Source organism: Sphingobacterium sp. xlx-96, from assembly GCF_011007365.1.
Lineage (GTDB): Bacteria > Bacteroidota > Bacteroidia > Sphingobacteriales > Sphingobacteriaceae > Sphingobacterium > Sphingobacterium luzhongxinii.
Genome location: NZ_WFKM01000003.1, coordinates 140,033 through 160,382, shown reverse-complemented (window position 1 = coordinate 160,382; position 20,350 = coordinate 140,033). Strand labels below are relative to the sequence as shown.

At 39.1% G+C, this 20,350-nt stretch carries 22 protein-coding genes; 17 read left to right on the top strand and 5 right to left on the bottom strand.

The features are described from left to right. The first annotated feature begins 3 nt into the window (after window positions 1-3). The 14 genes from secY (at window position 4) to G7B20_RS06235 (ending at window position 10,848) form a co-directional block, all read left to right on the top strand. Window positions 4-1,341, top strand: coding sequence for a preprotein translocase subunit SecY (secY, locus tag G7B20_RS06300; protein ID WP_164109400.1), 1,338 nt, complete (start codon window positions 4-6; stop codon window positions 1,339-1,341). Window positions 1,342-1,350: 9 nt separating this feature from the next. Then, window positions 1,351-2,133, top strand: a complete 783-nt coding sequence (gene map, locus G7B20_RS06295) for a type I methionyl aminopeptidase (protein ID WP_164109398.1) — start codon at window positions 1,351-1,353, stop codon at window positions 2,131-2,133. 76 nt (window positions 2,134-2,209) lie between these two features. Further along, entirely contained in the window at window positions 2,210-2,428 is a 219-nt protein-coding gene (infA, locus tag G7B20_RS06290) for a translation initiation factor IF-1 (protein WP_079643278.1), read from the top strand. 36 nt (window positions 2,429-2,464) lie between these two features. After that, window positions 2,465-2,581, top strand: a complete 117-nt coding sequence (gene ykgO / locus G7B20_RS06285) for a type B 50S ribosomal protein L36 (RefSeq protein ID WP_021071232.1) — start codon at window positions 2,465-2,467, stop codon at window positions 2,579-2,581. A gap of 29 nt (window positions 2,582-2,610) precedes the next feature. Continuing rightward, window positions 2,611-2,988, top strand: coding sequence for a 30S ribosomal protein S13 (gene rpsM / locus G7B20_RS06280; RefSeq protein ID WP_021071233.1), 378 nt, complete (start codon window positions 2,611-2,613; stop codon window positions 2,986-2,988). A 10-nt stretch (window positions 2,989-2,998) separates the two neighbouring features. Continuing rightward, entirely contained in the window at window positions 2,999-3,388 is a 390-nt protein-coding gene (gene rpsK, locus G7B20_RS06275) for a 30S ribosomal protein S11 (protein ID WP_079643279.1), read from the top strand. 67 nt (window positions 3,389-3,455) lie between these two features. Further along, entirely contained in the window at window positions 3,456-4,064 is a 609-nt protein-coding gene (gene rpsD, locus G7B20_RS06270) for a 30S ribosomal protein S4 (RefSeq protein ID WP_164109396.1), read from the top strand. 88 nt (window positions 4,065-4,152) lie between these two features. Further along, on the top strand, window positions 4,153-5,145 hold the full coding sequence (locus G7B20_RS06265; RefSeq protein WP_079643281.1) for a DNA-directed RNA polymerase subunit alpha: 993 nt from the start codon (window positions 4,153-4,155) through the stop codon (window positions 5,143-5,145). A gap of 125 nt (window positions 5,146-5,270) precedes the next feature. Then, window positions 5,271-5,798: a 50S ribosomal protein L17 gene (gene rplQ / locus G7B20_RS06260; RefSeq protein ID WP_079643282.1), complete on the top strand. Its 528-nt coding sequence runs from the start codon at window positions 5,271-5,273 to the stop codon at window positions 5,796-5,798. Window positions 5,799-5,966: 168 nt separating this feature from the next. Further along, the gene (locus tag G7B20_RS06255; protein WP_164109394.1) at window positions 5,967-7,100 is read left to right on the top strand and encodes an aspartate aminotransferase family protein; all 1,134 of its coding nucleotides are present in this window, start codon (window positions 5,967-5,969) and stop codon (window positions 7,098-7,100) included. A gap of 56 nt (window positions 7,101-7,156) precedes the next feature. Continuing rightward, window positions 7,157-8,128, top strand: a complete 972-nt coding sequence (locus G7B20_RS06250) for an acetylornithine carbamoyltransferase (RefSeq protein WP_164109392.1) — start codon at window positions 7,157-7,159, stop codon at window positions 8,126-8,128. Between the two features lie 38 nt (window positions 8,129-8,166). Next, a complete protein-coding gene (gene argB / locus G7B20_RS06245; RefSeq protein WP_164109390.1) occupies window positions 8,167-8,964 on the top strand; it encodes an acetylglutamate kinase in 798 nt (265 codons plus the stop codon). A gap of 17 nt (window positions 8,965-8,981) precedes the next feature. Then, complete coding sequence (gene proC / locus G7B20_RS06240; protein WP_164109388.1) at window positions 8,982-9,782, top strand: pyrroline-5-carboxylate reductase; 801 nt, start codon at window positions 8,982-8,984, stop codon at window positions 9,780-9,782. After that, window positions 9,775-10,848 carry a M20 family metallo-hydrolase gene (locus tag G7B20_RS06235; protein ID WP_164109386.1) on the top strand — a complete coding sequence of 358 codons (1,074 nt, stop codon included), beginning with the start codon at window positions 9,775-9,777 and terminating at the stop codon, window positions 10,846-10,848. Before proC ends, G7B20_RS06235 begins: the two co-directional genes overlap by 8 nt. A gap of 93 nt (window positions 10,849-10,941) precedes the next feature. Here G7B20_RS06235 and G7B20_RS06230 read toward each other — a convergent pair whose 3' ends face one another. From G7B20_RS06230 to G7B20_RS06215, 4 genes are read right to left on the bottom strand one after another with little or no spacing between them, the layout of a single operon-like run. Continuing rightward, window positions 10,942-12,411 (bottom strand): glycine--tRNA ligase, encoded by a 1,470-nt coding sequence (locus tag G7B20_RS06230; RefSeq protein ID WP_164109384.1) that lies wholly within the window; start codon window positions 12,409-12,411, stop codon window positions 10,942-10,944. 29 nt (window positions 12,412-12,440) lie between these two features. Beyond that, complete coding sequence (gene bcp, locus G7B20_RS06225) at window positions 12,441-12,899, bottom strand: thioredoxin-dependent thiol peroxidase (RefSeq protein WP_164109382.1); 459 nt, start codon at window positions 12,897-12,899, stop codon at window positions 12,441-12,443. Between the two features lie 42 nt (window positions 12,900-12,941). Next, a complete protein-coding gene (locus tag G7B20_RS06220; RefSeq protein WP_164109380.1) occupies window positions 12,942-14,669 on the bottom strand; it encodes a M23 family metallopeptidase in 1,728 nt (575 codons plus the stop codon). A gap of 4 nt (window positions 14,670-14,673) precedes the next feature. After that, a complete protein-coding gene (locus tag G7B20_RS06215; RefSeq protein WP_164109378.1) occupies window positions 14,674-15,285 on the bottom strand; it encodes a fumarylacetoacetate hydrolase family protein in 612 nt (203 codons plus the stop codon). Between the two features lie 221 nt (window positions 15,286-15,506). On the opposite strand from G7B20_RS06215, the gene G7B20_RS06210 reads away from it, so the two are divergent. From G7B20_RS06210 to G7B20_RS06200, 3 genes are all read left to right on the top strand, one after another. After that, window positions 15,507-16,175, top strand: coding sequence for an HAD family hydrolase (locus tag G7B20_RS06210; RefSeq protein ID WP_164109376.1), 669 nt, complete (start codon window positions 15,507-15,509; stop codon window positions 16,173-16,175). Between the two features lie 69 nt (window positions 16,176-16,244). Then, complete coding sequence (locus G7B20_RS06205) at window positions 16,245-16,721, top strand: gluconate 2-dehydrogenase subunit 3 family protein (RefSeq protein WP_164109373.1); 477 nt, start codon at window positions 16,245-16,247, stop codon at window positions 16,719-16,721. A 6-nt stretch (window positions 16,722-16,727) separates the two neighbouring features. Continuing rightward, entirely contained in the window at window positions 16,728-18,443 is a 1,716-nt protein-coding gene (locus tag G7B20_RS06200; RefSeq protein WP_164109371.1) for a GMC oxidoreductase, read from the top strand. A gap of 60 nt (window positions 18,444-18,503) precedes the next feature. Here G7B20_RS06200 and G7B20_RS06195 read toward each other — a convergent pair whose 3' ends face one another. Beyond that, on the bottom strand, window positions 18,504-20,315 hold the full coding sequence (locus G7B20_RS06195; RefSeq protein ID WP_164109369.1) for a M60 family metallopeptidase: 1,812 nt from the start codon (window positions 20,313-20,315) through the stop codon (window positions 18,504-18,506). Window positions 20,316-20,350 lie beyond the last annotated feature (35 nt).

Sequence of the window (20,350 nt, the reverse complement as noted above, 5' to 3'; positions counted from 1 at the left end):
TACATGAAGAAACTAATCACAACCTTAACCAATATATGGAAAATTGAAGATTTACGCAATCGTATCGTAAATACGTTGTTATTTCTTCTCATTTATCGTATTGGATGTCACGTGGTATTGCCAGGTGTTAATCCAGATGCATTAGCTACAGGGCAAAAAGAAGGTCTTCTTGGACTTTTAGATATGTTTGCTGGAGGTTCATTCTCTAGATCAGCTATCTTTGCTTTAGGCGTAATGCCTTATATTTCTGCATCAATCGTTGTACAATTATTGGGGATTGCTGTTCCTGCGTTTCAGAAAATGCAAAAAGAAGGTGAGTCTGGACGTAAAAAGATGACTCAGATAACTCGTTATTTGACATTAGCTATCACATTGGTGCAAGCTATCGCTTACGTTAAGACACAAATCGAACCGGCTGCAAAAACTATTGCAGACCCTATGTTCACTATTCTTGCTGCTATTGTTTTGACTGCAGGTACATTGTTTGTGATGTGGTTGGGTGAGAAAATCACCGATAAGGGTATTGGAAATGGTATTTCTTTAATCATTATGGCTGGTATTATCGCGCAGTTGCCAGGCGGTGCCGTGGCTGAGTGGGCTTCGAGAATGAGTCCTAGCGGTGGTGGTATCATCCCTATTTTGATCGAAGCTATTGCGCTATTCTTTATAGTGATCTTTACTATATTGATTGTTCAAGGAGTACGTAAAATACCAGTGCAGTACGCTAAAAAGATAGTTGGGAATAAGCAAGTGGGAGGTGTGCGCCAGTATATACCTTTAAAGGTAAATGCGGCTGGTGTTATGCCAATTATTTTCGCTCAGGCGATTATGTTTTTACCAATGTCCTTAGCACAGTTCTTCCCAAATCTTCAATCCGATTTCTTAACATCGTTGACGAATTTTACATCAGTGGCTTATAATGTGACGTTTGCAGTATTAATTATTGCCTTTACGTTCTTTTATACAGCTATCATGGTAAATCCTCAACAGATGTCTGAGGATATGAAGAAAAATGGAGGTTTTGTACCAGGGATTAAACCGGGATATGATACGAATTTGTTTATAGACAATGTAATCTCTCGTATCACTTTTCCAGGTGCGGTTTTTTTAGCAATCATTGCTATTATGCCAGCTATAGCTAGTGCCGCTGGTGTGAATAATCAATTCGCACATTTTTATGGAGGTACGTCACTTTTGATTTTGGTGGGTGTAGTATTGGATACCCTTCAGCAGATCGAGTCTCATCTATTGATGCGTCATTATGATGGTTTGATGAAAACAGGACGTGTTAAAGGACGTTCGGCTGTAGGTGTTGAAGGATATGATCAATCTGCTATTTAATATCTTTAGATGTCTAAAGTAATTTATAAAACAGAAGAACAAATTGAGCAAGTGCGAGAGTCTGCAAATGTACTCTCGCGCTTACTTGCTGAAATAGCCAAAGTTATCACTCCGGGGATTACTACATTATCCCTTGATAAATTAGCTTATGATTTTATTCACGATAATGGAGGTACTCCAGCTTTCTTGAATTATCATGGTTTTCCTTTTTCTTTATGTATTTCAGTTAATGATCAGATAGTACACGGTTTTCCAAGTGACTATGAGATTAAAGACGGGGACCTAGTTTCCGTAGACGGAGGTGTTAACTTAAACGGTTTCATTTCTGATTCTGCATATACATTTGGAGTGGGCGAAATTTCGCAGGAAGCTCAGCAATTGTTGGACGTTACTAAAGCATCCCTTTATAAAGGGGTAGAGCAGGCAGTTGCGGGTAAAAGAGTAGGAGATATTTCATCAGCGATTCAAGAATATGTTCAACCTTATAATTTTGGAATTGTAAGAGAGTTGGTAGGTCATGGCGTAGGATTACATTTACATGAAAAACCAGAAGTTCCAAATTACGGTAAGCGCGGTTCTGGACCAAAGTTGGAGCCTGGATTAGTGATCTGTATCGAACCAATGATAAATGCCGGTAAAGCTGGTGTTAAATTTTGGGACGATGGATGGACTGTCAGTACCATCGATGGCAAACTTTCTGCTCATTTTGAACAAATGGTAGCTATAAGAAAGGGAGAACCCGATGTGCTATTGAATTTTGATGAAGTAGAGAAAGTTTTGAATAAAAAGTAGTTAGCTTTCAATATTTTTATTTATCTTTGCACTCCTGTTGGTGCAGGCTATACAAACGTTAATTAGTAATTGATATATGGCTAAACAAGCCTCGATAGAACAAGACGGTGTTATCAAAGAAGCATTATCTAATGCGATGTTCAGGGTAGAGTTAGAAAATGGGCATGAAATTATTGCACACATTTCTGGTAAAATGCGTATGCATTACATTAAAATTCTACCTGGAGACAAAGTTAAATTGGAAATGTCTCCTTATGATTTAACTAAAGGAAGGATAACATATCGTTATAAATAAGGTATTGCTCTGTGAAGAGCTTAACAATTTAGTAAAATGAAAGTAAGAGCATCAGTAAAAAAACGTAGTGCGGATTGTAAGATCATCCGTCGTAAAGGAAAGATTTTTGTGATCAACAAAAAGAACCCTAAATTCAAACAACGTCAGGGATAATTAATTAACAAAATCGCTTAAAATATTATATGGCAAGGATATCAGGTATAGATTTACCTAAAAACAAAAGAGGCGTTATTGGCCTTACCTACATTTTTGGTATTGGTAGTGCGACTGCTGCATATATCTTAGATAAAGCAGGAATTAGTCAAGATGTAAAAGTTTCGGAATGGAATGATGATCAATTGGCTGCTATTCGTACGATTATCAATGATGAAATTAAAGTAGAAGGTGCTTTACGTTCAGAGGTTCAATTGAATATCAAACGTTTAATGGATATTGGTTGTTACCGAGGTTTACGTCACCGTAAGCATTTACCAGTTCGTGGTCAGCGTACAAAAAACAACTCACGTACTCGTAAAGGAAAACGTAAGACAGTTGCAAACAAGAAAAAAGCTACTAAATAACAAGTAAGAAATGGCTAAAAGTAAAAAAGTCACAAAAAAACGTATCGTTGTTATCGAGCCTGTAGGTCAAGCTCATATCAATGCTACTTTTAACAACATTATTATTACTTTGACTAATAATTCTGGTCAAACTATTTCATGGTCTTCAGCTGGTAAAATGGGCTTCAGAGGTTCTAAAAAGAATACTCCGTATGCAGCAGGTCAAGCAGCAAACGATTGTGGTAAAGTTGCACATGATTTAGGATTACGCAAAGTAGAGGTTTTCGTTAAAGGACCTGGTGCTGGACGTGAGTCTGCTATCCGTACGTTACAAACCGTAGGAATCGATGTAACAACTATCAAGGATATTACTCCACTTCCTCACAATGGTTGTCGTCCTCCAAAACGCAGAAGAGTTTAATAACAGTATTGTTTAAGATTAAGATTCATCAGCTTTAGGCTGGTAGATACTTCAAACAGAGAAAAAAATGGCAAGATATACAGGACCAAAGTCCAAAATTGCGCGTAAATTCAGAGAGCCAATTTTCGGCCCTGATAAGGCATTAGAAAAAAAGAATTATCCTCCTGGTCAACATGGACCATCAAAAAGAAGAGGAAAACAATCTGAATATGCTATTCAGTTGTTAGAGAAGCAAAAAGCTAAATATACTTACGGAGTTTTAGAACGTCAGTTTGCTAACTTATTTGTAAAAGCTGCTGCAAAGCAAGGTATTACAGGTGAAAACTTCTTGAAATTATTAGAAGCACGTTTAGATAACGTAGTATACCGTTTAGGTATCGCATCGACTCGCGCTGCTGCTCGTCAGTTAGTTTCGCACAAGCATATTACTGTTAACGGTAATGTCGTTAACATTCCATCATATAGCATTCGTCCAGGCGACGTCATCGCTGTTCGTGAGCGCTCACAAGCTTTAGAGGCTATCTCTAATTCTGTAGCAGGAAGAACAATCAACAAATACGGTTGGTTAGAGTGGGACGCAAAAGCATTAACAGGTAAGTTTTTGACTTATCCAGATCGTGCTGACATTCCTGAGAATATCAAAGAGAACTTAATCGTAGAGTTATACTCTAAATAATAATTAATAACTATGCATAATTCCGATTCTCGGGATTATGCATCTGTTATTAAGATATACATTGTTGAAAAATATTAAAATATTATAAATGGCAATTTTAGCATTTCAAAGACCGGATAAAGTTATCATGCAAAAATCTACAGATTTTGATGGTACTTTCGAATTTCGTCCATTAGAGCCAGGTTTTGGTGTTACTATTGGTAATGCTTTACGCCGTATTTTATTGTCCTCTCTAGAAGGATATGCGATTACGTCGGTAAGATTTTCAGGCGTGTCACACGAATTCTCTACGATCAAAGGTGTAGCAGAAGACGTAACTGAGATCATCTTGAATTTGAAACAAGTTCGTTTTCAAAAGAGTGGTGAACAAGGCGACAGCGAGAAGATTTTTGTAGTTATCAATGGTCAAGAACAGTTTAAAGCAGGCGATATCACTAAGTTTTCTAACAACTTTACGGTATTGAATCCAGACTTCGTAATTTGTAACATGGAAAGCTCTGTAACTATTGAAGTAGAGTTGTCTGTTTCAAAGGGACGTGGTTACGTAAATGCGGAAGAGAATAAGGTAACTGATGGACCTGTAGGTTTAATCGCTATCGATTCTATTTACACTCCGATTAAGAATGTGAAATATACCATTGAAAATTACCGTGTAGAACAGAAAACTGACTACGAGAAATTGTTGTTAGATATATCTACAGACGGATCAATTCACCCAGAGGATGCTTTGAAAGAAGCTGCTCGTATTCTTATTCAGCACTTTATGTTGTTCTCTGATGAGAATATGCTGTTGGAGTCGCAAACGAAAGAGGAAACCAAAGTCGTTGACGAGGAGATCTTACATATGCGTAAGATTTTGAAAACAGAACTAGTAGACTTAGATCTTTCTGTGCGTGCATTGAACTGTTTAAAAGCGGCGGATATTCGCACATTAGCTGAGTTAGTTACTTACGACGTAGCTGATATGTTGAAATTCCGTAATTTCGGAAAGAAATCTTTAAGTGAAATTCAAGAATTGGTAAAATCAAAAGGTTTATCATTCGGAATGAACTTGTCTAAGTTTAAATTGGACGAAGAATAATAAATAAAAATAAAAGCGACCTGTTGCGTAATTCCTCGAACGAAGTGGATTAAGTAAGAGATTAGAACCTTCTCTTATTGACTTCATTTCTTTAAGAACGGTACGCACGAAAAAACACTAAGAAAATGAGACACGGAAAAAAAGTAAATCACTTAGGCCGCACTGACAGTCACCGTAAGGCGATGTTAGCTAATATGGCGACTTCATTAATCAAGCACAAGCGTATTACTACTACTTTAGCAAAAGCTAAAGCTTTACGTACTTATGTTGAGCCATTAATCACGAAATCTAAAAATGATACGACACACTCTCGTCGTACGGTATTTGCTTACTTGAAAGATAAGGACGCAGTAACTATTTTGTTCCGCGAAATATCTGAAAAAGTGGCAACACGCCCAGGTGGTTATACTCGTATTATTAAGTTAGAAAACCGTTTAGGTGATAATGCTGAGATGGCATTTGTTGAGTTGGTAGATTATAACGAAGTTTACGGCAAAGACGCTAAAGCTGAGAAGAAAACTACTCGTCGCCGCGGTGGTGCTAAGAAAAAAGCTGCTGAAGGTACAGAAACAGTAGAAGTTGTTGAAGAAGTAAAAGCTGAAGAAGCTGTTGCAACCGAAGAAGCTCCTGCTACAGAAGAGAAAAAAGACTAATTTTTTCTTTCTTTAGAAATATTAGGCCTATCATCAGCGATGATAGGCTTTTTTTGTAATCTTTTATAAAGCTAGTTATCACAGGTTTTTTCGTTTATTCATAGCGTATTAAGTGCGTCTTAGTTATATTTGTGCATAGTTTTGTTTACACTAATTATTATTTAATTGATGAATTTGTTTGATGTTTACCCCGTTAATCCTATTAACATCGTACGGGCCGCAGGATCCAAACTTTGGGATGCTGCAGGTAATGAGTATTTAGATTTGTATGGTGGCCATGCAGTGATATCTATAGGGCATACACATCCCCACTACGTTAAATCCATTACCGACCAGTTAAATAACATTGGTTTCTATTCTAATTCAATTGAGATCCCTATCCAGAAGCGGTTGGCTACACAACTTGGAGTAATATCCGGGAAAGAGGAATATTCACTTTTTTTGTGTAATTCCGGAGCGGAGGCAAATGAAAATGCGTTAAAATTAGCGTCTTTTCATACCAGAAGAAAGAAAGTTATAGCGTTTTCTAAAGCATTTCACGGTCGTACCTCACTAGCAGTGGCAGCAACAGATAATCCGGCTATAGTAGCGCCGGTGAATCAGACAGATAATGTAGTTTTTTTACCATTCAATGATGAGCAGGCATTGTCAGAGGCTTTTGAAGCCTACGGAAGCGATGTTGCAGCGGTAATTATTGAAGGAATACAAGGGGTAGGTGGGATACGAGAGGCATCTATTACGTTCCTTCGATTGATTCGCAGTCTTTGTGATCAATATGAAACCACTTTTATCGCAGATTCCGTACAGTGTGGTTATGGACGTACGGGATTATTTTATGCCCATGATTACGCTGGAGTTCAGGCAGATATTTATACGATGGCGAAGGGAATGGGAAATGGATTTCCTATAGGAGCAATCAGTATCGCGCCTCAGTTTAAGGCTTCCTATGGTTTATTGGGAACAACATTTGGAGGCAATCATTTGGCGTGCGCAGCGGCCGTGGCTGTGTTGGATGTGATGGAATCGGAAAGTTTGATTCAAAATGCAGGAAGTATCGGCGATTATTTGATTGCCGAATTGAAAAAGCTTGATAGGGTTCAAGAAGTAAGAGGACGGGGACTGATGATAGGTATAGATCTTCCTGAAGAGTTGGCACATGTGAAGAGGGATTTACTAACAATAAATGGTATATTTACTGGAGAGGCTAAACCGAATGTTATCCGTATTCTTCCGGCATTAAACATTGATAAAGCTATAGCTGATAGATTCTTGACAGCTTTAGACGAACGTTTAAAAGCTTAAGATACTATTATTTCAGACGATATATAGACTATTTGTCACAGATAACTTATAATAAGATGAAGAATTTTTTCTCCGTTGCAGATATCGATAATCTGAGTGATCTTGTAGAGGAGGCTCTGGCTATAAAGGCTAACCCAAATACCGAGGAATCTTTAGGTAAACATAAAGTTTTAGGTCTAGTGTTTTTAAATCCGAGTTTACGTACTAGACTTAGTACGCAAAAGGCCGCCATGAATTTAGGAATGAATGTGATGGTCATGAATATGGACAAGGACGGTTGGGCATTAGAAACACAAGACGGAGTCGTGATGAATGGTACGACAGTAGAACATATTCGCGAAGCTGCCGCTGTGATGGGCGAGTACTGTGATATTCTCGGTTTGCGTAGTTTCCCTTCCTTAAAAGATAGGGAAGCAGATTACAGTGAAGACTTGTTTAATAAGTTTATTAAGTTCTGTGGCGTACCTGTTGTTTCTTTGGAAAGTGCAACTAGGCACCCTTTACAAAGTCTAACTGATCTTATAACAATTACAGAGTATAAGAAGGTCGATAGACCTAAAGTGGTTTTGGCATGGGCTCCTCATGTAAAAGCCCTTCCTCAAGCTGTTCCTAATTCCTTTGCCGAATGGATGGGCAAAGCACAGGAACAAAACCTACTCGATTTTACTATCGCACACCCTCCTGGTTATGAACTGGCAGAGGAGTTTACAGCTGGAGTGATTATAACACATGACCTGAAAGATGCTTTATCTGACGCAGACTTTGTATATGTGAAGAATTGGTCCTCATACAAAGAGTATGGCGAGGTCTATCCAGTCTCGGAGAATTGGATGATGGATAATGAGAAGCTTAAGCAAACTAACGACGCCAAAGTTATGCATTGTCTACCTGTCCGTAGGGATTTGGAGTTATCGGCGGAGATTCTAGATGGCCCAAATTCATTAGTTATTAAAGAAGCTAGTAATAGGGTATGGGCTGCGCAGGTTGTTTTGAAGCGTATGCTAGAAAGACTCAATAAGAATATATAAAAGAAATCTCATTTTAGAGGTCAGTTAAAAGTTAAACTATGTCGAATAGTACATTGAATATTATTAAGGTAGGAGGCAACGTAATTGATGATGATATTCAATTAGAAGCATTTTTGGAAAAATTTGCAGCCATCCCCGGTAAGAAGATCTTGGTACATGGAGGAGGGAAAATTGCAACCCGTATCGCTGCTAAGCTGAATATCGAAGCGAAGATGGTTGACGGAAGAAGAGTTACCGATGAATCGATGCTTGATGTGGTCACGATGGTGTATGCTGGATTGACCAATAAGAAGATTGTCGCAAAATTGCAGAAGTATCAATGTGATGCTATTGGGTTGAGCGGTGCTGATGGAAATGTTATTAAATCAGTAAAACGCCCTGCGCGCGAAATTGATTATGGTTTTGTAGGTGATATTTTAGCCGATTCAGTGAATACCTTGGCCATTAAGAAATTTTTGGATGCGGGTTTCACCCCTGTTTTTTCAGCAATCACACACAACGGTGTTGGGCAGTTGTTAAATACAAATGCAGACACTATTGCTTCAGCGCTATCAACTTGTTTATCAAGATTGTATGAGACATCTTTGATTTATTGTTTTGAAAAAAATGGCGTTTTAGCCGATATCTCTGATGATAATTCGGTTATAGAAACCATAACGGCTAAGAAATTTGAAGATTATAAGCAAAAAGGAATTATTAGCGATGGAATGATTCCTAAGTTACAGAATGCTTTTGATGCAATAAATAAAGGTGTGAAATCTGTTTATATTGGGAATGCAGCCAACTTACATTTATTTCAACAGCAGAAGTTCGGTACCTGTCTAGTAAACAAGTAATCAACCTAATACACAATATGAGTAAGCTAACTATAATTGGATCCGGTAATATAGGTCTTTCTTTAGCAAAAGGATTGGTCAAATCGGAGTATTATCAACCGAATGAGATTGTCTTGACAAGACGTTCGCTCGCAGCCTTAGAAGAGGAGAAAGATCTTGGTTTTGAAATCAATATAGATAATAAAGTCGCTATTCAAAACTCCGAAATTGTCATATTGTGTGTCCTTCCGCAACAGATCCGTAAAGTGATGGAAGAAATTGCTAGTAGTTTGAAATTTGATCAACTTATAGTTTCCGTTGCCTCGGGAGTGTCGTGTCAGGATATTAAAGATATCTTAGGAGAAGACCGATTAGTGGTGAGGGCCATGCCAAATACAGCAATTGCAATTGGGCAATCGATGACTTGCATAGCCACCGATAATGCTCCCGATGATGCTGTTTCTAAAGTTGAGCGTATCTTTAATGCTGTAGGCTCTGTCGTGGTGATTAACGAGGACTTGATGACCTCGGCAACGGCATTATGTGCTTGTGGTATTGCTTTTTTTCTGCGCGCTATCCGCGCTGCTTCACAAGGAGGGGTAGAGATAGGTTTCCATGCCCATGATGCTCTGAAGATGGCTATACAGACAGCTAAGGGCGCTGCGGATTTGTTATTGCAGACGAATAGTCACCCTGAAAGTGAGATTGATAAAGTAACATCTCCAAAAGGCTGCACTATTGCGGGATTAAACGAGATGGAGCATAATGGGCTTAGTTCTGCTTTCATAAAGGGGATTAAGCTTTCAGCTTTAAAAGCAGGTGGTCTCTATAATGAATAGTAGTGTTACTTCGTTGATAGAAGATAGTCTTCAGTTACTATCAAATCTCGTTGCTACACCATCTTTTAGTAGAGAGGAAGATGCTACAGCAGATTTATTGGTAAAGTTCTTAGAAGAACACGGGGTCTGTAATGTGGAACGCATTGGAAATAACGTGATAGCTTATAATAAGTTTTTCCAAGTAGAGCGACCTACTATTTTGCTAAACTCACATCATGATACTGTAAAACCAAACTCGGGCTATACAAACGACCCATTTCTACCTGTAAGATCGGGTGGTAAGTTGTATGGATTAGGAAGTAACGACGCCGGTGGATGTTTGGTTTCCTTGATTGCTACTTTTCTCCATTTTTATGAGGTAAGGGAATTAAAATATAATCTGTGCTTAGTTGCTTCTGCTGAGGAAGAAATTTCTGGTAGCAATGGCATAGAACAGGTTTATCAGCATATTGTTCCCTGTGAGTTTGCAATTGTAGGAGAGCCTACCTTGCTAGATTTGGCAATTGCGGAAAAGGGATTAATGGTGTTGGATTGTGTGGCACAAGGACAGTCCGGCCATGCCGCACGTGAAGAAGGGGTTAACGCTATTTATAAAGCCGTCGAAGACATCCGTTGGTTTAATTCCTATCAATTTCCCAAGCAGTCAGAGTACCTTGGGCCAGTAAAGATGTCTGTAACTATGATCGAGGCTGGTACTCAGCATAATGTTGTCCCTTCATCCTGTAAATTTGTGGTCGACGTGCGTACGACTGATGTATATACTAATGAAGAAGTACTCAAACTTATCCGTGAACACGTTCAGTCTGAAGTAACGGCCAGATCGACTAGACTAAATCCGTCTACAATAGCGATAACTCACCCTATCGTTCAGGCTGGATTGAAATTTGGAAAGAAGTTGTATGGCAGTCCCACGATGAGCGACCAGGCACTTTTGCCAATATCTTCACTAAAAGTGGGACCAGGGGATTCCGCGCGTTCACATGCTGCAGATGAGTACATTTATGAGCATGAGGTTGTGGAAGGTATAGCATTTTATATTCAATTGTTGGACGAGATTATACGTTAATTGAGGGAAACCTCAAGCTGAGAGAAAAAAGAACCGCGCTATATCAAATAGATATAGCGCGGTTCTTTTTTTATAGAATTATTACGTATCCGATTATAGAAGTTGAGCCAATAAGTGGTTCCAACTTACTAAATCACCAATAATACTTCTTAATTGGTCAATAGCCACACGCTCTTGCTCCATAGTATCACGGTGACGTATTGTTACCGTATTATCTTCTAGCGTTTGGTGATCTACCGTAATACAGTAAGGCGTTCCGATAGCATCTTGACGACGGTAACGTTTACCGATAGCATCTTTCTCGTCATATTGCATATTGAAGTCCAATTTCAATCTGTTCATGATCTCCCTAGCCTTTTCTGGTAAGCCGTCTTTTTTTGTTAACGGGAAGATTGCGGCTTTAACAGGAGCAATTGCCGGATGGAATTTTAATACCACCCTAGAATCTTGTTTTTCCTCTGTGGACAAATCTTCGTGTACCAGCGAGTTTGCAAATACAGTCAAAAATAGGCGATCTAGTCCTACCGATGTTTCGACGACGTAAGGGATATAGTTCTGATTTATTTCCGGATCAAAATATTGCATCTTTTTCTTGGAGAACTCTTGGTGTTGCTTTAGATCGAAGTCGGTACGAGAGTGGATACCCTCTACTTCTTTAAAGCCAAAAGGAAAATCGTACTCGATATCTACGGCGGCATTTGCATAGTGAGCCAACTTAACGTGGTCATGATAGCGGTATTTAGTCGGATCTGAACCGAGAGCTAAGTGCCATTTTAGGCGCGTCTCTTTCCACTTTTCATACCATTCTAATTCTGTGCCTGGACGCACGAAAAACTGAAGTTCCATCTGTTCAAATTCACGCATACGCATGATAAATTGACGTGCAATTACTTCATTACGGAAAGCTTTGCCAATCTGAGCTATACCAAATGGGACTTTCATTCTTCCTGTCTTTTGGACGTTTAGAAAGTTTACAAAAATACCTTGAGCAGTCTCAGGACGTAAATATACTTGTTCAGCACCATCAGCCATAGCTCCCATTTGGGTAGCAAACATCAAGTTGAATTGTCTGACGTCTGTCCAATTCTTAGTGCCTGAAATAGGGCATACGATGTTATGTTCTTCGATGATCGTCTTCAAACGAACTAAATCGTCTGCGTTTAAAGCATCATCCAGATCTTTTTGAAGCTGTGCTGCCTTATCCGACTTACCATCTTTTTCATAACGATCGATTTTATCTTCAATCAGTTGATCCGCGCGATAGCGTTTCTTCGAATCCTTATTGTCAATCATTGGGTCATTAAACCCATCTACGTGTCCCGATGCTTTCCAGATTGTAGGGTGCATGAATATAGCAGAGTCTATACCGACTATGTTTTCATTCAGTTGAACCATGGATTTCCACCAGTAAGTCTTTAGGTTGTTCTTTAGTTCTGAACCTAATTGACCATAATCGTAAACGGCGCTTAAGCCATCATATATTTCACTCGACTGGAATACAAAACCGTATTCTTTGGCATGCGATACTATATTTTTAAATAAATCGTCTGTTTGCTTGCTCATAAGGCGCAAATATATATAAAAGATTAAAACTAATACAAATCAAGAATCTGCTGGGAAGCATTCTTATTATCTACCTTCTTGATGATATGTTCTATATTCCCGTTTTCATCGATTACAAAAGTAGTTCTTGCAGTACCCATATACTTCTTGCCATACATGTTTTTCTCTACCCAAACACCATAGTCATTGACTATTTTTTGATTTTCATCAGCGAGAAGATTGAAGGGGAGTTCAAATTTAGTGATAAACTTTTGATGAGATTGTTCACTATCAATACTGATTCCCAATACTTCGAATCCTTTTTCCAACAATGATTGATAATTGTCCCTAAAGTTGCACGCTTCCGTTGTACAGCCCGGTGTATTATCTTTTGGATAAAAATATAAGATTACTTTTTTCCCAGCGAAGTCCGAAAGATTTACTAGATCTCCGTTTTGGTTTTTCGCTTGAATCGGCGGAGCTTGATCTCCAATTTTCAAATTTGACATATTCGGTTGAATTTATAGGGCAATCTCCTAATTTATGAAATCTTATTTAATAAAGCTAGCTTGGTAGACCTTTTGATTGTCTTTCCAATCCTTTACAATAAGCTTAAAAGTATGTGTCCCCTTAGTTAATGAAGGATCGAAGGTATGCCAAAGATGCCTGTTCTTCGAGTCGTACTCCATAAGTACCCATTTATCATCAATATAACCATCAAAGGATTGAATGCCCGATAGGTTATCGGCTATGGTAAAGTCTATTTTCCGTTGTGCAGAGACATTCTTTCCTGAGCTAAGGTTACGTGGTGTAATTACAGGAGCTATTGTGTCAACAACAATGTAAAAGCTACCGAAATTTCTTGTATTTACACTAACCCAACCGTTCTCAAAAGTCCCACCTTCAGCACCATTTTCGACAGAGGCTAACAATGCCTTCCCTTCGAGGTGAAGAGGGAGCGACGTCGGTTTTATGGCGAGGTTGTACGCTTGAAAAATAGGCGTCAAATTATTATGAATTTTATGTAGCTGTGAATAGGAATTTGCCGGAGCAGAAGCCGCAGAATATTCAAAATCCAAATCATCATAAAGTACCTTTTGTGGGATATTAACTTTAACATCTGACCTTTCAAAGGAATTTGTCTTGTCAAATTTTAACAGTTGCAAGCCTCGGAATTTATGGTCAGTAGTTCTGTTATTGATTTTATTATCAATTTTGAAATTCAACTCACTCGTATTTCCTGCCACATCTTTGACAATATATTTTACATCATATACTTTTTGTTCTTGCAGTTCTATTCCCCTTGTATTGGGCAATGTTTTGAATATTTCTATCGGGTTTCCCGGATCTTTAAAGCTCTTTTGAATTTTTACTTTTGTTTTTTTCCAGTGTGAGTAATCAATATAAGAATGAATTCCTCGCGAGGTATTAAAATCCAACTCTTCAAAAACGACTGTTGATACGGGTTTTTCATCAATCAAAAGTTCAATCGAATATACGCCATTTTGAAACCCTCCACTGCGATGTCTGTCTACCGTATTGATGCCTAGTCCAAAGCGGCCATTGACAGCGATTGGGCTAGCCTGCGCTAATGTATAAATGCCCGTCTGCGAAGCCTTTACACTTAATGATTTTCTAGGGGTGTGCTCGTTGAATAATGGTACGTTCAGGTCATACAGCATTATTCCGTTGATTATAGGCTTGAAATTATCTTTAAACTTTAATCCAAAGAGTTGAGGATTTAGAGGGTGCTGACTTTTGGTATCACGTATCTCAAAGTGGAGATGTGGCCCCCCAGAGCCACCAGAATTGCCTGCGTGGCCGATTAGCATTCCTCTGCTGACGACGACTTGGTTCCGATTTAATATTAAATCAACATCGAAGCGTTGCTGCTTATATTGTTCTGCGCGAATAATGTTAGTAAGTACCTCATTGAAATCATCCATATGCAAGTAAACGGTAGAATAACCATTAGGATGATCGATGTATACCGAGTTACCACCGCCTCCGATCTGAACCCGTACCCGTGATACATAGCCCTCTGCGGCGGCATGTAGTGGTAATCCTACACGCTGCTGTGTTCTATAATCGTCACCGGCGTGAAAGTGCGTCGAACGCAGCTCACCAAATGTGCCAGAAGCATCCATGGCGATTGTTAAAGGATTTCGGAAATATCCCTGCGGATAGTTGCGAGAAGTAATAATCTCCTTCTTTTGACCAATTGACAATGACGACAGCAACAGAAGTAGTAGTACTAAATAGCCTGTTTTTTTGCGCATCCTATTACTTGATATGTGTGGTAAACATTAATTTATCCGCTATAAAGCCTTCTAATTTATCGCCTATAGCAACAGGACCTACACCTACGGGCGTGCCCGTATAAATTAAGTCGCCTTTACGTAGCGTAATATATGCAGAGATAAAACTGATCAAACTATCGATATCAAATATCATGTCCGACGTATTTCCGGATTGGACAGTCTGTCCATTTTTTGTTAGCGAAAAGGGAATTGCGTTGATGTCCGTAAAATTCTCTTTAGGTATAAGTGGGCTTACTACTGCCGAATGGTCAAAGGCTTTGGCTAGTTCCCAAGGTAAGCCCTTGGTTTTAAGTTGACTTTGTAGGTCACGAGCTGTAAAGTCTATACCTAAACCAACAGCATCATAATATTTGTGGGCAAATTTTTTGGACACATGTTTTCCTTCATTACAGATACGCACTACGATCTCACACTCATAATGAATGTCTTTTGAGAACTCAGGAATATAAAAATCTTTATTGTCTTTAAGAACAGCGGTGTCAGGCTTTAGAAAGATGACGGGTTGATCTGGAACTGGATTATTTAATTCTTTCGCATGATTGACATAGTTACGGCCTACAGCTATTATTTTCATATGTATATAACTTGTTTTTTATCTATCATCCGCCCGCGGGCGGAGTCAGGGGTGTTTCAAGGGATGAAGGTTATATTTCCGATGTATTCAGCACGAGTGCATAAATAATAGGTGATATTTTACAAAACCTCCAAGAACAAACTTAACCAAAATTGCTTTTATATCCAATAAGATCATCATGCTTACATCCCAATTTCCAATCGATTTTATATCTTTAAGATATGACAAAGTTTAAAGGTGTACTTTTTGATTTAGATGGTACCTTAATTAATTCGGAGTATTATTATTTTTCCAATTGGCAGCCGATCCTATCCAGAAGTTTTGGTTTAGAAATAACCTTTGATGATTGGCTAACCTATTTTGCGGGACATACCTTGAGAAGGAATGTTGCCTTTCTTAGAGAGAATTGGGGTATAGAGACGGACGAAACATTTATGTGGACGGAGACAAGAGCGAGTTATGCCCAGTCAGATATGACCGTAATTCAATTGATGCCTTTTGCTAAAGAGATATTAGCGTATTTGAAGAAAGCCAAAATTCGCATAGGTCTAGTTACTTCTAGCTATGAGTCTACTGTTCAGACCGTTTTAGGACATCATAAGTTGTTGTCCCATTTCGATTTTTTTGTGACTCGAGAGAATGTTGAAAACCCGAAGCCTAATGCCGAACCTTATCTACAGGGAATAGACAGAATGGAGATGCCGGTATCGTCGATTTTAGCGATAGAAGATACGATCACGGGAGCAACATCAGCCAAAGCCGCAGGCTTGTATTGTATAGGTGTTAGTGCACATGCTGTTGAGCGTTCTCGTTTAGACAAAACCGTTGATCATTTGGTTACGAATCTGGGAGATGTGTTTGATTATGGAAGAAATACATCGTTTTTGTAATTTAAATCATTTTGCTAAAACGTTTTTTTAGAAAATAATCTTAAATTAGATTCCTGAATTATGAATGTAATGAACAGAAGAACAGCGTTAAAACAGCTTTTCATAGTCGCAGGAGGGCTGGTAATAGCTTCATCGTGTACACAAGGAGGAAAAGACGCTTCCATCGTGCTAGAGAACATCAAGTTGTCTGCGGCTGATGAATCACTTATTGGTGATTTGGTGGAGGCTATAATTCCTAAAACAGATACTCCGGGAGCGAAGGAACTAAACTTACACCTTTTTGTGATGAAAATGTTGGATGATTGTCACAGTCCAGAAGATCAACAGGCTTTTTTAGCGGGACTTAAACTTGCAAAGAAAGCTGGATTGAAGACAGATTCTGAACGATTGGCTTACTTGAAAGGGCTTGAAAAAGACGCTTTTTACGAAATTTTGAAAAAGCGTACAATACAAGGATATCTTAATTCAGAATATGTGATGAAGAATAAGTTGGTTTACGAATTGGTACCGGGACGTTATAACGGAGCCGTAAAAGTTAAGGCATAAAAAAGTATGGCAAATCTAAATATAGATTCGGAGAAAGATAGAACTTATGACGCTATTGTAATCGGTTCAGGGATTAGCGGTGGATGGTCTGCCAAAGAGCTTTGTGAACGCGGATTAAAAACTTTGGTTTTAGAACGAGGAAGAGACGTAAAACATATCAAAGATTATCCGACGACCAATATGTTCCCCTGGGAATTTGAGCATCGCAATGAGATGCCCTATCAAGTCAAACAAGATAATCCTATTGTGAGCAAGTGTTATGCATTTCACGAAGATGCAGCTCATTTTTTTGTTAAAGATCAAGAACACCCCTATATACAGGACAAACCGTTTGATTGGATCAGGGGCTATCAAGTAGGCGGTAAATCGCTTTTATGGGCGAGACAGACGCAACGCTGGTCCGATTTTGATTTTGATGGACCCGCTCGGGATGGGTTTGCTGTAGATTGGCCTATACGTTATGCCGATTTAAAGCAATGGTATGATCATGTAGAGCGTTTTGCGGGTATTGCTGGTGATCGAGATGGGTTAGCAGAGCTACCCGATGGTGAGTTTTTACCCGGCTATCCGTTAAATGTTGTTGAAAAGTATTTTAAACAAACGATCGAAGGCACGTATCCGGATCGAAAGGTCATATCAGCCCGTTGTGCTCATATATCCAAACCACAACCGATACATATCCAACAAGGAAGGACACAATGTCAAAATCGTACACTTTGCCAACGGGGCTGCCCATTCGGAGGTTATTTCAGTTCCAACTCGTCTACGTTGCCCTGGGCGGCTAAGACAGGAAATATGACATTAAGACCTGATTCCGTAGTTCATTCAATTTTATACGATGAGAGTAAAGGTAGAGCCATCGGTGTAAAGGTGATCGATCGTAACACAAAAGAAGAAATCGAGTTCTATGCCAAGGTTATTTTTGTGAATGCTGCTGCCATAAACACGAATTTGATACTTCTGAATTCTATATCGAATCGTTTTCCTAATGGACTTGGAAATGACAGTGAGACTTTAGGTAAATACGTTGCCTTTCACAATTATAGTGCACGTATGTATGCCGAATATGAAGGATTATTAGACTTCAAAACTGAGGGACGTAATCCTGCTGGGGGAGGTTATATGCCACGCTTCCGCAATCTACACAAGCAGGAGACTGATTATTTACGGGGATATGCTGCTGGATTTGGAGCATGGCGTTCTACGTCAGCAGATCAATCTGGACTGGGAAAGGATCTGAAGGCATCCTTGTTGAATCCGGAGCTTGGCAATTGGGGAGTAGGATCTCACATGATGGGAGAGACTATTCCAAAGGCTGCTAACTATGTAGCACTCGATACCGATAAAAAGGACAATTGGGGAATCCCGTTATTAAAAATTTCGATTGATTACGATGAGAATGATCATAAGATGAAAAAAGATTATCTCGACACGATGGAGGAAATGTTTAAGATAGCCGGTTTTACGAACATTCGTCGAGATGAAGCCCCACAAGCTCCTGGTCTAGATATTCACGAGATGGGTGGTGTACGTATGGGGCATGATGCCAAGACTTCGATGCTCAACAAATGGAATCAGATGCATGCAGTACCCAATGTGTTTGTGACAGACGGTGCCTGTATGACATCGACCTCTACGCAAAATCCTTCATTGACTTATATGGCATTTTCGGCACGATCGGTTGATTATGCCGTTACCGAGATGAAGAAGGGTAATTTTTAGCCCATCGTAATCAGCTTTTATAAAAAATAAGGGGCTGCACATAGTGCAGCCCCTTATTTTTTATAAAACATCTATACGTTGACCATTCCATCCCACAGCTTTGACCGATGTAAATCCATCCGGTATATGTACAGTGGTCTTACTTGCATCTTCCGACCCTGCACCACGGAATGCTACTTTAATTAAGGTTTCGTCTTTATACGTTTCGAAAGCTACTGCATTAGACCATTTCGTATTGTCAATTATTATTTTTCCCTGTTCCTTTTCGTATCCCACATGCTTACTACCTGCTACAGGTTGCTGTAGTCTGTATATATCTATACTGTTTGCCGTCAAGTAGTGCAATACAGGTGTACTTGGTTTAGGGTATTGCGCCGCATGGGACTTTATTTTAGTGATATCTTCCGTTGTTATTTTCATACGACCGACAGTGTAATCGTCTACGATTAGATCAATAGGAGTCAAAATTCCAGATTTCTCAAAGAAATCCGTTAAATCTAACTTGGCTACCTCGCAAGCATTTTTTACAAATTGCAGTTGATAGTAACTATCTTGTGTAGCATGTCGAACAGTGTCATCTATCGCTTTGACAAAGACATCCCCATAAAAATCCTTATTACCCCAAGCAAATCCTTCACCGACTTTAGCAAAGTAAAGTTGCAATTGCCACAATGGTACGAGTTTTACAAAATGATCTCCACCCCAATCGCGAGGTCTTTCTCGCTGCCAACGATCTGGACCCGCCTGTGTCAACCATTGTTGACCATGTACGAATGCCGACTCCATATAAGATGTGATTCTCCCTCCGACTTTCGCCTCATCATAATCTTTCAGTTTTTCCCGTTCTAATTTGGGTTCTTTTGGATTATACAGGTATTGGGTCCATACCGAATAGATATTATTGGTAACCTCTGTGGTACCTACCCATTTCATATTGGGGCGCACCTGATTGACATGTCCAAATTCATGAGCTACGCCCCAAGAATTTTTACGTAGCTTCGGTATATTGGCTACAGAGGACATGGTATTATCATGAAAGGCCGCACCAATACCATCTGCGTGCATGAAGCCTTTCCATATCACCCGGCCGAACATATGATTTCTTGGTTCTCTATGGTATTTTACTAACCCCATGATTTCATGCTGTATATTGATAATAGAGTCGTATAACTGCATTAAGCCGATGCCATTTTCCGGGTTTTCTTTTTTCAATGAACTTACGGCATAAGCAAGATGAACTTTGTGCCCAACTAAGTCTAGGATAGGTCCCTGGGCAGTATTGAGAAGTTGCTGATATTTCTTGTTATCGTCTTTACGGAGGTCAAATACACCATTAACCTTACCCGAAAGAATATGAATATCAATAGGGGTACCTGATTTGTTATCATTTCTGAAATACTCGATATAGGAATTTCCTTTATTCTGAATTATAAAGGTATTTATCCCTTCTTTCAGTTTATATTTACTTTGTTTGAAATGTTCATCATCCCAGTTGACCACGACCAGGTTAAGTACTTGTCCTTTGGTTTTTCCGACCCAGATCACAGCTTCTTCTTCTTCTGTGAAATAAATCCCAGTTGGGTTTTCGTATTGTGAGTATGAGCTGGTTTTTAATTGTTCAGCAAGAATTTTAGGCTCAAGGTAAGCGAGATACGTTTTGTGTCTATCTTTGAGGGGATAGGTTTTATCCAGCAGCTGTAATGCGGTATTTCTTAAGCTGGGTGAAGTGATCTGAGCTAGTTGGGCAGCTGTATTTCCTTTCTTTATGGCGGTAAAATTTTCCTTCGAAAAGAATTTGAGATCATTATCCGTTTGTGCGAAGCCTAGGAAAAGGCAAGTCGATAGTAGTAGTGATAATGCTATTTTTTTCATCTGTTTATATTTGCTTTTCATTTGTGATGAAGCTA

Excerpts from the sequence above, each read along its gene's own strand:
- secY (WP_164109400.1), top strand. The coding sequence starts at position 4 with ATGAAGAAACTAATCACAACCTTAACCAATATATGGAAAATTGAAGAT.
- map (WP_164109398.1), top strand. The coding sequence starts at position 1,351 with ATGTCTAAAGTAATTTATAAAACAGAAGAACAAATTGAGCAAGTGCGA.
- infA (WP_079643278.1), top strand. The coding sequence starts at position 2,210 with ATGGCTAAACAAGCCTCGATAGAACAAGACGGTGTTATCAAAGAAGCA.
- ykgO (WP_021071232.1), top strand. The coding sequence starts at position 2,465 with ATGAAAGTAAGAGCATCAGTAAAAAAACGTAGTGCGGATTGTAAGATC.
- rpsM (WP_021071233.1), top strand. The coding sequence starts at position 2,611 with ATGGCAAGGATATCAGGTATAGATTTACCTAAAAACAAAAGAGGCGTT.
- rpsK (WP_079643279.1), top strand. The coding sequence starts at position 2,999 with ATGGCTAAAAGTAAAAAAGTCACAAAAAAACGTATCGTTGTTATCGAG.
- rpsD (WP_164109396.1), top strand. The coding sequence starts at position 3,456 with ATGGCAAGATATACAGGACCAAAGTCCAAAATTGCGCGTAAATTCAGA.
- G7B20_RS06265 (WP_079643281.1), top strand. The coding sequence starts at position 4,153 with ATGGCAATTTTAGCATTTCAAAGACCGGATAAAGTTATCATGCAAAAA.
- rplQ (WP_079643282.1), top strand. The coding sequence starts at position 5,271 with ATGAGACACGGAAAAAAAGTAAATCACTTAGGCCGCACTGACAGTCAC.
- G7B20_RS06255 (WP_164109394.1), top strand. The coding sequence starts at position 5,967 with ATGAATTTGTTTGATGTTTACCCCGTTAATCCTATTAACATCGTACGG.
- G7B20_RS06250 (WP_164109392.1), top strand. The coding sequence starts at position 7,157 with ATGAAGAATTTTTTCTCCGTTGCAGATATCGATAATCTGAGTGATCTT.
- argB (WP_164109390.1), top strand. The coding sequence starts at position 8,167 with ATGTCGAATAGTACATTGAATATTATTAAGGTAGGAGGCAACGTAATT.
- proC (WP_164109388.1), top strand. The coding sequence starts at position 8,982 with ATGAGTAAGCTAACTATAATTGGATCCGGTAATATAGGTCTTTCTTTA.
- G7B20_RS06235 (WP_164109386.1), top strand. The coding sequence starts at position 9,775 with ATGAATAGTAGTGTTACTTCGTTGATAGAAGATAGTCTTCAGTTACTA.
- G7B20_RS06230 (WP_164109384.1), bottom strand. The coding sequence starts at position 12,411 with ATGAGCAAGCAAACAGACGATTTATTTAAAAATATAGTATCGCATGCC.
- bcp (WP_164109382.1), bottom strand. The coding sequence starts at position 12,899 with ATGTCAAATTTGAAAATTGGAGATCAAGCTCCGCCGATTCAAGCGAAA.
- G7B20_RS06220 (WP_164109380.1), bottom strand. The coding sequence starts at position 14,669 with ATGCGCAAAAAAACAGGCTATTTAGTACTACTACTTCTGTTGCTGTCG.
- G7B20_RS06215 (WP_164109378.1), bottom strand. The coding sequence starts at position 15,285 with ATGAAAATAATAGCTGTAGGCCGTAACTATGTCAATCATGCGAAAGAA.
- G7B20_RS06210 (WP_164109376.1), top strand. The coding sequence starts at position 15,507 with ATGACAAAGTTTAAAGGTGTACTTTTTGATTTAGATGGTACCTTAATT.
- G7B20_RS06205 (WP_164109373.1), top strand. The coding sequence starts at position 16,245 with ATGAACAGAAGAACAGCGTTAAAACAGCTTTTCATAGTCGCAGGAGGG.
- G7B20_RS06200 (WP_164109371.1), top strand. The coding sequence starts at position 16,728 with ATGGCAAATCTAAATATAGATTCGGAGAAAGATAGAACTTATGACGCT.
- G7B20_RS06195 (WP_164109369.1), bottom strand. The coding sequence starts at position 20,315 with ATGAAAAAAATAGCATTATCACTACTACTATCGACTTGCCTTTTCCTA.